The following is a 14,412-nucleotide window of genomic DNA, read 5'->3' on the forward strand; positions in this document are numbered from 1 at the left end:
AAATAAAAATGAAATAAATTCATTTATACTGAAAGGCATCATCACATTATAGAAAAGAGGGATTCGATGCGTTTGGTTTATCTCCTCATATTCCCAGCTCTGCTTATACCGATTGGACAACCAGCGGGGGAATCTTCTGTTCCTGTGAATACAGGAATAGCAGCAACCAAAGCTACTATATCTAATATCACGATAGTCAAGCCTTCCGTGAAAACAACAACAAAAAAGAAAAAGATTGTACATACCAAAGAGAGAAAGAAAGATACGAATAAAACAGTTGTAAATAGTAAACAAAAATCAACACAAACTGAAACGAAAGTCAAACAACTAACCAAAACCAAGTCTCCAAAAATGGATAAAAAAACAGATCCAAAACAATCTGCTTCACAACAGAAACCTACTTCCAATCGGGAATTAGCAGCTAGCGACACAAACATTTTAGCCGTTGAACGCGAAGTGGTCCGACTCGTAAATGTCGAGCGATCAAAGCAAGGCTTAAAACCTCTTAACTTAGGACAGCAGATTAAGTGAAGTAGCGGAAAAAAATCATCGGCCATGGAAGAACACAACTATTTTTCTCATCAATCACCTATTTATGGCTCTCCATTTGATATGTTGAAACAATCAGGCATCTGGAGAAAATATTGCAGCTGGATACGCTACAGCTGCAGCCATAGTAGACGGTTTGGATGAATAGTGAAGGACATCAGGAAATCTTTTAAATCCTGCTTTCACTAAAATCGGAGTAGGCTATGTTGCAGGCGGAAGCCAGAATGGTTATTGGACTCAACTTTACTACTGGATAGATTCTATTGAAATAACATATGTATGTACCAAAATAAAATAGACTCCCTGAACTTACTACTGCCGAGTAGACGGAAACTTTCGCAGCCAATGTTCTCGGGTTCTTTACTGGAGAACATTGGTTTTATCTTTTATGGAAAACGTTCGAGACCAACGCTCCTTGTTTAAACTAATCTCTTTCTTCCCTGATACTTTAAAATTTCATAGGTGATCGTTTTAAAATAGATTGTTCTTTGTGGTTGTATTCTCTCTGTTATCTGCAAAAAACTCTTTGTTTCCACTCCTATTTCTTCCATTCATCCACTTGAGTTACTCGTAAACCTAATTCTTCCGAAAAACAACTTCCCTTGCTTTTCATATATTTTCACTATTTTTCCTTCGTCTCATGTACATAACGGAATCGGCTTTTTTTACATTTGCTTTTATAACTCACTTGACATAACTTTGTAACCAAAATAAAATAACTAACATTAAGTAACTAACTAATATATTTCGTGATAAAACTTAGTAGCTTAGGAACAAAATTAATTAGACAAAGGAGAATTTGTGTAAATGAAAAAAAGCAGTGAAATCGGAGCAACTATTTTGAGGATAGTTTTAGGTATCACATTTTTCATACATGGATTAACAAAATTCCAAGGTGGCATTGGAAATACTGCTGGATTTTTTGAAAGCCTTGGTCTTCCAGGCTTCAGTGCTTATGTTGTGGCATCGATAGAATTAATAGGCGGCATTGCTTTGTTTTTGGGAATTGGAACGAGGATTATTTCTATTTTATTTGCACTCATTTTAGTTGGCGCGATAGTAAAAGTAAAATTTGCTGCTGGATTTCTTGGCAATGGTCAATCCGCTGGGTATGAATTTGATCTAGCATTGATAGCTATCTCTATCTATCTAGCAATAGCAAACAAATCCTTATTTGCATTAGATAATATAATCTTTCGTAAAAAAAATCATAATTCATCTGACTAAGAGAAACCAATGCATATATTTTTCCCAATTAATGTAGCTTACATCTATGTACTTCCTATATTAAGGAGATAAAAAATGAACCTCTTCTAAATACCTCTTATTATGGAAACGAATTTTTGATATTCTCTCTAGGTGTAACGATTGAAATTGCATGAGATCCCTTGACTCCCACACAGATCACTACCTCAATCAGTCAAGCAACTGGAAGAGAAATCTTCTATGCTCACATTCCAATCGAGATGTTTCGTCAAAAAAGTGAGACTGCGGCTAAAGTATTTGATTTTATCAACAACAAAGGATATAAAGCAGATATCCCTGTACTAGTAGAGATGCATCTAGATCTAATGAATTTCGATCAATGGCTAGATAAAGTTGGGGAAGAAAAATTGAAGATGCTCTTCAACCTAACCACAATGATTAAGCATCTCTCAATTAACAAATTCGTAAGAAATTGAAAGTCTTCATGAAAGCAAAAAACTCGTCATATTGCTTAGAAGAATACGACGAGTTTTTATATAGTGATATCGAACCCTGTAAATTAGGTCGATTAACTATCAAAATACTTGTCACGTCTACAAAAGAGGTGGTTAGATGAGTAAAACTATAATCTCTTGAACCCTCCCTCCACCTATGCTAACGCTTAGAGGTGGGGGATTCTTGGGTAGTCCTCGGTACCCCAAGGAAGTGAACCAAGCTCAAACCGTAGTCCCTACGGCGATTAATCGCAATCCTTCTTGCAAAATAGTTGAAAAGCATCCTCGAGATTCCGTAAAGAAGATTGCAACGCATGGACACCCGCTTCTTTTAGCCATTCCAACTGTTGTTTCAAGGAGGTTAGAAGCTTGGCGCAAATCGACTAGGTGAGCCCTTTCCCCGTTTCCCGGTAGGTATCGTTCCATTTTGCTAAAAAATGATGGAATACAAAACGACTAGATCCAATGAACTTATGGATTTAAATGGCTTGTTTTGTCGTTGGATACAAACGAAAACGGAATGCTTGGTGCATGTGTTTCTTTCTCCTTTCTTATTTTAAGGCCGGTGATACACCCCAAAACAAAAAAAGGAATTATTCCGAACCAATTCCTTTCGGCTAACGCCGGACCGGAATTCACCAGCCACTTAGCTCATGCTTGAAGCGGGAGTACTCTTTCAGAGAGATTGATAGATTATGTTGATCAATTAGAACGAAAAAGATTAAAACAACAACCATTCAATCTCACCGATCTTCTATTCTCCGATTCATTGAAAAAAGGAAGGAACTTCATCTGCTAGACAATGATGGAATCTCCGTTTTACAAAAAGTCTTTCAAAAGCATATTCAGTTATTCAATAAAATCCCCTCTCATTACTTTGAAGGGATAAAACTCCCCCTTCCATTGGAAGGGGGAGTTTTTCTATTTGTTCTATCATGATAACCGGCTGGACAATAGGAACACCTATTGCCCAGATACGCCGTTAGTGCATCGGATGTGACCCGAAGACTACAGCGTAAGCAGAATGAGCGATACTCTGCTTCTCAGGAGGCAGATCACTGAACGAAATGCCATCCTGCTTTCCAGCGGTCAGTCCAACCACAGCGAAATCCTCATGGTCATCCGAGATGACGATCATCTTCTTGACCTCTTCGGACTTGCGGTTGATAAGACCAGCAAACCGGAACACAAGCCGGACAGCAGGCCTCTGGAAGAAGAAGAGAAAACGCTGCATGATGGGCTGCTTTTCAAACGGACCCAGTCGATCGAAGATGGTGATATCGTCAACCAACCCCGTCTCTTCCAGCAGTTCTCGACGAACTGCATCGATCAGGTCCCTGTCCTTCTCCTTATCGAACCCACCTCCAGGAACCTCGAACAGATACTGCCCAAGGTCTTTGGGTGAGCGCTTCAGCACGACGAGCTTTCCGTCAGCTGTGAAAAGGTAGATGGACACCACGATATGAGCCCGAATGATATCGGACTCGAATTCGGCCATGATCTTTCGAAGAAACTCACTGATCGTACGAAGAAACTCAGCGATCTTCACGATATTCCTCTGCAATCTTTGTAGGTGGAAACTTAAGATCAAAGTAACATATTTCCACTCTTCATGTCACCATATTTTTAAAAATAAAGTGTCTTGCATTGATTTTTAATTATTTTTATTATTTCCATTTCTCTTCTATGGATGTAAAAATGATCTCCATCTAGTATGTGCAAAGAAAATTCACGAATGGTTTGCTCTTGCCATTTCCGCAAATGTTCTTCTCCTGCTTCCGGATCGTCACTTCCGCCTAAAGCAACAATGGAGCTTTTGAGTTTTTCTCCAGACTGATATTTATACGTTTCACACATCGTAAAATCTGCTCGAAGTGCTGGTAAGAATACAGATAAAAACTCTCTATTTTGTATCAGTTCATCTGGCAAGCCATTCATATCTGCGATGCCATCTAAAAATTCATCATCCGGAAGATGGTGGATTTTTCTTCCAGGATCAGGAATATGAGGAGCATGGTAGCCAGAGACAAATACATTTTCCGGAAGTGGCAAACTCTTAGACTGAAGAAGCCTTGCTACTTCAAAGCTCACCAGTGCCCCCATACTATGACCAAAAAAAGAAAATCGATTGGACAAATACGGTTGAATAGCGGCAACGATATCACGGACTAGTGCACGAATATCCGTATAAGAAGGTTCCGAGAAGCGTATGCCTCTCCCTGGTAGCTGCACAGGACAAATCTGAAAATAATCTGACAAATTCACCTCCCAATTTTGATAAAAAGCGGGGTTACCCCCGCCATATGGAAAACAAAACAAAATATGTGCATCTGATTGAATTGCTTTGGTATACGGCAACCAAAGGCTTAACATAGTTAATCCCCCTTGTGAGTCAGCCTTATCACTGCTGAATCTAGTGCAATTTGGAGACTTTTTGCCAACTTATCTATATTGGCTGGTTGTAGCATGGTCAAATGATTTCCATCGACAATAGTGGCATAAACAGTGGAGGCAGTCCAAGACGTCCAGTTTGTGGAACCAATGGTTTGGCTTCGATCTTCTGCTACGAATAGATGGATCGGAGCACTTACCACCTTACCTAATTGATAGCGAGCAAAAGCAAACCCGTTTTCCAACCATAACCGATCCTTGGATTTATCTAGAGAAGGTTCAAATTCACCTGTTTTCAGCTGCTCTTCCAATAACTTTCCTTCTTCTTGTTCTAGCCAAGTAGAATCTATCAATGCTAAAAGTTCTACTTGTTCTCCCAACTTCTCTAATTTAGCTGTCATCAAATGTGCCAAGACTCCACCCATCGACCAGCCAGCTAAACGATATGGTCCAACTGGCTGTAGCTGCTGAATAAGAGAAACGTAATAATCAGCCATCTCATCCATTGATCCAATAAAATCCGCTTCTCTTTCATATCCCTTTGCTTGAATCCCATAAATGGTTTGCTCAGCATCTAGCTGTTTCACTAGTTCATAATAACCAAGAACTCCTCCACCCTGCCCATGAATGAAGAATAATGGTGTTTCCGCCTCGTTGCCTTGCTGTAGTAAAACAATGGACTGAATGGGTTGATTGTGCTCCAGTTGATAGCAAAGTTCAGCAATAGTCGGAAACTGAAATAACTTTGCCAGTGGTAATTTGTATCCTAAATCTTGTTCAACTCGAGACATGATTGCTAGCGCATCAAAGGAATGACCACCTAATTCAAAAAAGTTTTTATGAATGTCGATGAACTGTTTTGCCAAAACTTCTTCCCAAATTTGCTTCATTGGTTCAATCAGCTTTTCATTTGTTGATACATAGCGGTACTTATGTATCTTTATTTCATCTTCATGATCCGCATGCTCCAATGAACAAAGTCGGCCTACCTTTTGTGTCGAATCGCTTATCAGTTGATCCAATAGAATTAGAAGTTGATCTAAATAACTGTCTACTTCGTCTTTGATAAAAGCGGGGGACAAAAACTGAAACTGCAGGAGAAGCTGTTCTCCTGGACCGGAAACGAACACAAGTGGTATATTACTCTGATCCTGCACCTTTAAATCTGTTATACTCATCCCATTTGAAGAAGTAGCATCTGTTTTTGGAGTCGGATAATTTTCAAACACAAAAAGCGTCTCAAACAGCGGCATTCCTCTTGGAATATCACTCCAACCCTGGATATCTACTAATGATAGATACTCATACTTTCGTTGTTCTATCTGCTGTAATTGAAGAGTTTGCAACCAATCTACTAATCTCAGATCTTTGTCTACAATCACTCGAGTTGGCAAGGACTGAATGAACAAACCGACCATTTTTTCTATTCCTTCTATCTCTGTCGGTCTGCCTGAGGTCGTTATTCCATACAATAAATCATTCTGCTTACTAATTCGTTGTAATAGCAGAGCCCAAGCTCCTTGCATGACGGTGCTTAAGGTTAGCTGATTGGCTTTTGCAAATCGCTTCACTTCATCTGTTGTTTTTTTGGAAACATATTTTTTTATACTTTGTGCAGATTGTTTTCCAACTCTTTTCCTCAACAAAGTCGGCGATGTAATTCCTTTCAGCTGGTGTTCCCAGAAATTTCTCGCTTCGTGTTTCGATCGCCCTGATAACCACTTGATATAGCGGCTATAGGGAACAGGTGACATTGGCAACTGCTGTTGGTGATACAATTGGATCAATTCCTGTAAGACCAACGGAACACTCCATCCATCTAACAAAATATGATGATGTGTCCATACCATAACTACTTTCTCTGGCTCCAATTGGATAAAAGCAAGTCTCATGACTGGCGCTAAGGACAAATCTAGTGCTTCTTCTCGATCTTTTTCCATCCAACTAGTTAAATAGTTAGATTTTTCTTTGTGGGGTAAATGTCTCCAATCGATATATTCTACTTGCAGTTTTACAGAATCATGAACTACTTGATGCGGTTCCTTTAATCCTTTTGACCAAAAAGAGGTTCGAAGAACTTCATGCCGCGCTATCAGTATGTTCCACGCATTCAGCCATCTATTTTTATTCCACTCTCCCTCTAACGTCATCGCTAATTGGGTGATGTATTCCCCTTTTGTCTGTCCAAATTGAGAGTGAAAATACATCCCTTTCTGTAAAGGGGCTAGTGGATAGATATCACCTACTCCACGACTTGGAAGCACTGAAAATTCTTCTAAGGATAGTTTGGACAATGGAAAATCAGCTTGTGTATACACCTGTTCTGAAGTCTCTTCTAACTTAACCATCATGATATGGACTTCTTGGCAAATGTGATCCAGCAATTGCTTCATCGTCTCTCGTTGATGTACATTTTCGCTGTACCGCAAAGAAAAATTAAGCTGTCCACTAGAAACCACACCAAATGCATCTAATAAATACGATCTTTGCATCGATGGATGGACTGTTTCTCCAATCGGCTCTGGAGCAGAGATTAGCACTCCTGATTCTTGGTCTAACTGACGAAATTGACCAAGATAATTAAAACTGATGAAACTATGACTATGACTTTGACCCAAAGGTGTTTTTTGATAGGCTGTGTAACGTTGATCTTTCACCATACGAAGTGCTTCCAACGCTGTCACATTTTCTTTTACCGAAAAAGGTACGGTATAGAGCTTGGTAAACCATCCAACTGTCCGAGAAACATCAATTTGATCTTCCCATACATCCCGACCATGTCCTTCTAAATCAATTGCAATATCTGTCTTTCCTGTCCACTTCACCATCGTCCGAACAAGTGCTGTTAAGAGAAGGTCTTCCACCTTTGCAGATGATCGCAATAACTTGTCAGTCTCCTCTGTTGAGAAAGTGTAATGAACAAGTTGGCAACATGCTTCCGTATTATCTCCTTCAAGATCAACAGGAATCGGAGGTTGTGGTATTTTTGCAGACTGCTTTTCCATCCACTGGTCTTTCATCAGTTGCGTATATCTTTGATAAGATGTTGTCTTTACTGGTAATTGCATCGGTTTATGCAAATAAAGCTGTTCACTCAGTGTGGCGAAATCCTCCAAAATGATCCTCCATGATACCCCATCTACAACTAAGTGATGGGCAATAAGCAGCAGACGTGGTTTTTCTTTCTCCCCAAGATCAAAATAAATCAATCTTGTAATAGGTCCATCAGTTAAATGTAAGCTTCGTTGATAAAAATCAGCTAGACGATTTATTTCGAGTACTTGTTGTTCATAGTGATATGCAGAAATGTCATGTACCTTCATGGAAACGGTACATTCTGCATCACTATAGGCGGACCATGTACCATCTTGATGGTGAAATTTTATTCGTAATGCATCGTGATGCTGATGCAATTTTTCCCACACTTGCCCAACTTGATCCAGGGATAATGGCAGCGTTAGTTGCATCATTACTGCTTGGTTAAAATGATGGAAATTGGTTGATTCTTGGGCAAAAAACCATGATTGAATCGGTGTCAAATGTACTTCTCCAGCCACAAGGCCCTCTTCTGCTTCCATATGCTCTTTTTGTATGGCAACTTTGGCAAGTTCTTCTACCGACTGATACTGAAAAATTTGTTTCGGAGTTATGCTCACTCCTGATTGACTGACCTTGGCAATCACTTGCAAACTAAGAATGGAATCCCCACCTAAACGGAAAAAGTTATCTTTTCGATACACGACTGGAACTCCAAGAACTTCTTGCCAAGTATTCGCAATAATCTGCTCCATTTTTCCTACTGGAAGTTCATCTGTAGCATGAAAAGCAACGGGGTTTGGTAATGCTTGACGATTCATTTTTCCATTTTCTGTCAAAGGAAGCTTCTCTAACACTACATAAGCGGATGGAATCATATAGTCTGGTAATACACCAACTAAATAATCGCGAATTGTATTTGTATCTAATACAGAATCGCTGGTAAGATAAGCGCACAATCGGTCTTCATTTGCAATCACGATGACATCTTTCACAGTTGGAAATTGGGCAATAGTAGATTCAATCTCCCCGAGTTCCACACGAAATCCACGTATTTTAACTTGATGATCCATTCTTCCGAGAAAAGCAATATTGCCATCGTCAAGATACCGGGCAAGATCCCCTGTTCGATAGAGCCTTCCAAATCGTTCATGCTCCAGAAAGCGTTCTTTCGTCAAAATGGGCTGACCAGCATAACCCCTTGCCAAGCCATCTCCACCAACAAATAATTCTCCAACTGCTCCAATGGGCACTTGCTGAAGCAAATCGTCCAAAATGTATGCGGTAGAACCTGAAATCGGTTTACCAATCGGAATTGCGTCACCAGACCAATCTGTTGGAATCGGATAACAACAGCTAAAGGTTGTATTTTCCGTTGGACCATATCCATTAATGACTTGTACCCCGCCCATTTCTAATACTTTTTGAACATGCACAGGAGAAACGACATCGCCGCCTGTAAGTAACTGTTTTACTCCTTTTAATGAGCTCAATTGGTGATCCACCATCAAACGAAACAATCCTGCTGTTAGCCATAAAATCGTTATACCATTGCTTTGAATTGCATCTCCTAATTGAGAAAGCGAAGGTAGTTCTGGTGGCATAATTACAAGTTTCGCACCATTTAGTAGCGAACCCCATATCTCAAAAGTTGCTGCATCAAAAGCAACAGGGGCTAACTGCAAGAACACATCATCTGATGAAAGCGAGACATAATTGGCGTTTTTGACTAGACGAACAATCCCTCGATGGGTAACTTCTACCCCCTTTGGTTTACCAGTTGAACCAGAGGTATACATGACATAAGCAAGAGAATCCATGTATGCTTGTGGTTTTAAGTTGGTTGTGGGCTCTTGTGCTATTTTGACTAGCTCTTGATCCATGACACAGCAGTACATCTGTCTATCTTGGAAACGACTCATCCATTTTTGCTCAGTAATCACAAAGGTAACACCAGAATCTTCTACTAAGTATTGAAATCGATCTTTTGGGTAAGCAACATCAAATGGCACATAAGCTGCACCTGCTTTTATAATTGCCAAGATTGTAATAATTAACTCAGGAGATCGATCGAGACAAACACCAATCTTCGCTTCTGGTTTTACCCCTTTTTTCTGCAAATAATGAGCCAACTGATTTGCCAGAAGATTAACCTCTTCAAATGACATCATCTTATCTCTGGATTGCAATGCTATTTTTGTGGCAGAATACTGAACTTGCTCTTCCCAGATTTCCGCTAATGAACGATTTGGATAGTCAGATACGGATCGATTTTGATGATGAATAAATGCTTCTTCCTCTTTTGTTAACAATGATATATCTCGAATAGGTTGAGAAGGATCTTGGATGATAGCTTTGATTAATTGAAGATATTGCTTGATCATCCGATCTACTGCTCTTTCACTAAATAAATCGGAATTATATTCCCAAGCACCTTCTAATCCGTTTGGAGTATCCATCATCGTGAGTGTCATATCATACTTTGCTGTCTCCTGAACAAACGAATAAGGTGATAATTGGATATCTTGCGATGCTTCTAACTGTACAGGAATGTTTTGCAGAACAAACATCGCTTGAAACAATGGAGTATGCCGCAAATTTCGTTCTGGGGCCAGTTCATCTACTATTTTCTCAAAAGGAACCGATTGATGCGCATATGCATCGAATGATGTTTGGCGCACACGATTAAGCAGATCTTGAAATGTAGGATTACCGGATAAATCTGTACGAAATACAAGGGTATTGACAAAGAAACCTATCAATCCTTCTAATTCCGACCTTGTTCTACCCGCAATCGGACTTCCTACTGCAATATCTTCCTGTCCCCCATATCGAGATAACCACGTCAGCCAGGAAGCGAGCAAACTCATAAATAAGGTAGTGCCTTCATCCCGACTTAGTTGCTTCCACGCATCTGCTAGCTCAGGTGATATTGTAAAAGTTTTTGTTTTCCCACGAAAAGTCTGTTCTACGGGTCTTGCTCGTTCCGTTGGGAGTTGTAATACACAGACATCCCTTAGTTGATTTTTCCAATACTTTAGATGCTCGTCTAGTTGTTTGTCTTCTAAATAATTTTGTTGCCATGCACTATAATCACGATATTGCAAATGCAAGGGTTCTACATCCACAGTTTTCCCTTTGCAGTTAGCTTCATAAAAACGAAATAACTCGTTACCAAATATACCAAGTGACCAACCATCAACAATTATGTGATGAAAAGTAAATACCAATACCCAATTCGTTTCTGTTTCTTGGTAAATATTTACCCTCCATAGAGGTCCTGATGTAAGTGAAAAAGGTTGATGATAAGCGCGATGGATCAGCAATTCCAATGATTCCGTCTCTTGACGCATATCCGTTAGCATGAACTCAATAGGAGGTACTTGATGAATAACTTGTATTGGAACTCCATCCCGCTGAGTCATGGTCGTACGTAAACTCTCATGGCGAATCGCAATTGCTTGCAATGCTCGTCGAAATGCTAATACATCTAATTTCCCTTCGATCCGCAATGCATAAGGCAAATGATAAGTAGATTTATCCTCTAACATCTGATCTAAGAACCAAAGTCGTTGCTGTCCATAAGAAGCCGGAGCAAATTGATTAGATCGATCTAATATTGGGATTGGAGATAGTTGTTCTTTGGCATCTTTTCTAGCAGTTAATCGCTCAGTGAGTTCCCGAAGTGTTGGATATTCAAATAAATAAGATAGCGGTATTTCACGATTCCAGATCTCAGCTAATTTGGAACTTACTTGGGTCGCTAATAAAGAATGCCCACCTAATTGAAAGAAATTGTCATCTGCTCGGACATTTTCAACTTCCAGTACTTGTTCCCAGACTCCAGCAACTATCTGTTCTTCCGGCGAGAGATTTGCAAAATCTTCAGAAGAAGATCGATGAGAAATAGGTTCTGGTAACTTCGTTCTATCCACTTTTCCGTTTGGAGTGAGCGGAAATTCATCCAGATAGACGAATAGATTAGGAACCATATAATCAGGAACAATTTGCTGCAAATACGACTCATAGTCTATTTCTTTGTTTGTAGTGATTAGGTATGCTATTAACCGATTATCTTTTGCAACAACAATGGCTTTTTCTACCTCTGGACTAGCATGCAGGGCAGCTTCTATCTCTCCCAATTCAATTCGATAACCTCTTAATTTTACTTGATGATCTACCCGCCCAAGATACTGGAGTGACCCATCTGAATCATAGGCAACCAAATCACCTGTGCGATAAATACGTTGTCCATTCTCAAACGGATGATCAAAATAGCGTTCTTTTGTTAATTCAGGTCTTCCTAAATACCCTCGTGTTAAACCTTCCCCACCTAAGTAGAGCTCTCCTGGAAATCCAACTGGAACAGGTTGAAGCTGGGGATCAAGCACATACACTGATGTGTTGTCAATTGGCTTTCCAATAGGAGGTGTTTTTCCACTTAAACGCTCTATTAAAGCGTATGTTGAATACGTTGTATCCTCAGAAGGTCCATATAAGTTATACACCTTTTCGATATGAGGTAAATAGTATAAGTCATCTACCAAACTGCGCGGAAGCGGTTCCCCAGCAAGATTGATTGTTTTTACGGTTTCAGGTATTCCATTCATTCTTATTAACTCACTCGCTGCCGATGGTACGGTATTGATAAGCGTGACTGGAACTTGCTTAGAGGCATGAGAAAGATAAAGCGCATTTTCCACCCCAACAACCGTTCCCCCACTACTTAGAGGAAAGAATATTTCAAACACGGATAAATCAAAACAAATGGAAGTAGATGCTAATACACCTTGATACTCAGTTGGATCATAAACTTTTTTTGCCCATTGAATGAGCATGGATACACTATGATGCTCAATCATAACACCCTTTGGTTTTCCTGTAGAACCAGAAGTATAGATCACATATGCAAGTTGATTTGCATCCACTTTTCTATCTGGATTTTTAGTCGATCTAAATTGCCATTCTAATGTATCCACACAGCAAATTTGAGTGGACGAAGAAGACACGAGGTTCGATAACATCTCTGTTGTGATCACGATTTCCGCCTTTGAATCCTCTAGCATATATGCAATACGCTCTTTTGGATATTTCGGATCAAGTGGAACATATGCGCAACCTATTTTTAAAACAGCAAGTAAACTGACCACTAAATCTGCAGAACGAGGCATGCAAATTCCTACTGTTGTTTCTTGTTCTATTCCCATGGTGATAAGATAGTCAGCCAATTGATTTACTCGCTGATTAAGCTGTTGGTATGTGAGCTCTTCTTTTCCCCATGTAACAGCAATTTGTTGTGGCGTTTGTTTTACCTGGTCTTCAATCATTTGATGGATAGGCTTTGTCTCTCTTTCCCAACGCGTTTGATTCCAATCTTCCAAAATTAATTTTTCTTCTGGTTTAGTCAAAACAGTAAGTTGATCAACATTTTGCCTTGGATTGTAAATGATATGTTCCAAAACCAAAACAAAACGCATTAAAATATCTTCCATTGTTGATCTGGCAAAACGATCCGCTTGATACATTAATTTTATTTGCGTTGTTTCTCCAGGGGTACAAACCAAAGTAATGGGATAATGTGTCTCTTCATTTCCATCGACATCTGTAATCTCCCAATTATCATTACTAGTAGTAGAATCTTGACTGATTGGATAGTTTTCCACCACTACAATACTTTCAAACAGATTTGTTCCTCTTGGAACTTCACTCCATCCGTGAATATCTACCAATGATGGGGAAGAATATTCTCTTGCTTCTACCTGCTTTGCTTGAAGCTTATGTAACCATGTCAAAACATCTTCTTTTGCAGGAAGCGTCACACGTACAGGAATCGTATTGATAAACAATCCTACCATCTGCTCAGATCCTACAAGCTCAGTAGGACGACCAGATGAAGTTGCACCAAAAAGTATATCTGTTGTATGGTGAGTCCTGCCTAAAAGCAATCCCCATGCTCCTTGCAAAATGGTACTGATTGTTAGCCGATGTTGCTTTGCCATCTTTTGGATAAAGCTTGTTACTTCTGCAGATAAAAGTCTAGTAACAGATTGATAGCCTCTATCTCTGGTTTCTTTTCGATCAAATCGCAACGAAAGAGGGGTATCAAACCCTTTTAAATGTTCTTGCCAAAACGATTTCGCTTCTGTTTGATCTTGTTGCTTTAACCAAGCAATATAATCTCGATATGGCTTTGGAGTGGGTAGCTGTAAAGTTTTTCTTTGTGAAAATGCCTCATAATATTGAAATACTTCCCCTAATACAATTGGCAGACTCCAACCATCCATTAAGACATGATGATAACTCCAGATACAGGTGAATTCATTATTAGCTGTTTGCAAAAAGGTAAAGCGCATCAGAGGAGCTTCATCTAAATGAAAATTTTTTTCTCGATCGTTTCGTTGCGATTCTTTTATCTCAATAAGCTGTGATTCTTTTGAAAGATGCCGAAGATCTACTTCAATAGCAGGTACAGAAACACCTGAAAAAACGAGTTGTTGAGGTTCTACATTTTCTCCCCATAAAAAAGCAGTACGTAAAATAGCATGTCTATTTATCACTTCTTGCCATGCTTGAAGAAAAGCAGGGAGCTTAAACTCCCCTTTAATCGAAAAAGTTAGCTGAGCGATGTACATACCATCGCTCTTTGCCATATCTGAATGAAGCAACATTCCCTGTTGCAGTGGTGTGAGGGTATACATATCCTCCAAATTTAAAGATAAGTCGTTTTCTTCCAACC

General features: G+C 39.5%; 7 protein-coding genes and 1 pseudogene. 4 read left to right on the forward strand and 4 right to left on the reverse strand.

Translation table 11 applies throughout. From position 1 onward, the window contains the following. The first annotated feature begins 66 nt into the window (after window positions 1-66). The 4 genes from GSM42_RS05455 (at window position 67) to GSM42_RS05470 (ending at window position 2,640) form a co-directional block, all read left to right on the forward strand. On the forward strand, window positions 67-531 hold the full coding sequence (locus GSM42_RS05455) for a hypothetical protein (RefSeq protein WP_160800551.1): 465 nt from the start codon (window positions 67-69) through the stop codon (window positions 529-531). 825 nt (window positions 532-1,356) lie between these two features. After that, complete coding sequence (locus GSM42_RS05460) at window positions 1,357-1,776, forward strand: DoxX family protein (RefSeq protein ID WP_160800552.1); 420 nt, start codon at window positions 1,357-1,359, stop codon at window positions 1,774-1,776. Window positions 1,777-1,937: 161 nt separating this feature from the next. Beyond that, window positions 1,938-2,231, forward strand: coding sequence for a hypothetical protein (locus tag GSM42_RS05465; RefSeq protein WP_160800553.1), 294 nt, complete (start codon window positions 1,938-1,940; stop codon window positions 2,229-2,231). A 202-nt stretch (window positions 2,232-2,433) separates the two neighbouring features. Then, complete coding sequence (locus GSM42_RS05470; RefSeq protein ID WP_160800554.1) at window positions 2,434-2,640, forward strand: hypothetical protein; 207 nt, start codon at window positions 2,434-2,436, stop codon at window positions 2,638-2,640. Here the strand turns inward: GSM42_RS05470 and GSM42_RS20945 are convergent. The 4 genes and pseudogenes from GSM42_RS20945 to GSM42_RS05490 form a co-directional block, all read right to left on the reverse strand. Continuing rightward, window positions 2,633-2,782: pseudogene (locus tag GSM42_RS20945) on the reverse strand (helix-turn-helix domain-containing protein). The gene GSM42_RS05470 and the pseudogene GSM42_RS20945 sit on opposite strands and share 8 nt — an antisense overlap. Before the next feature lie 449 nt (window positions 2,783-3,231). Then, entirely contained in the window at window positions 3,232-3,798 is a 567-nt protein-coding gene (locus GSM42_RS05480) for an NUDIX domain-containing protein (protein WP_160800555.1), read from the reverse strand. Window positions 3,799-3,875: 77 nt separating this feature from the next. Beyond that, the gene (locus GSM42_RS05485) at window positions 3,876-4,622 is read right to left on the reverse strand and encodes a thioesterase II family protein (RefSeq protein ID WP_160800556.1); all 747 of its coding nucleotides are present in this window, start codon (window positions 4,620-4,622) and stop codon (window positions 3,876-3,878) included. A gap of 2 nt (window positions 4,623-4,624) precedes the next feature. Beyond that, entirely contained in the window at window positions 4,625-14,410 is a 9,786-nt protein-coding gene (locus GSM42_RS05490; protein ID WP_160800557.1) for a non-ribosomal peptide synthetase, read from the reverse strand. Between the last annotated feature and the right edge of the window lie 2 nt (window positions 14,411-14,412).

The sequence above is a fragment of the Shimazuella alba genome (assembly GCF_009831235.1).
Lineage (GTDB): Bacteria > Bacillota > Bacilli > Thermoactinomycetales > Thermoactinomycetaceae > Shimazuella > Shimazuella alba.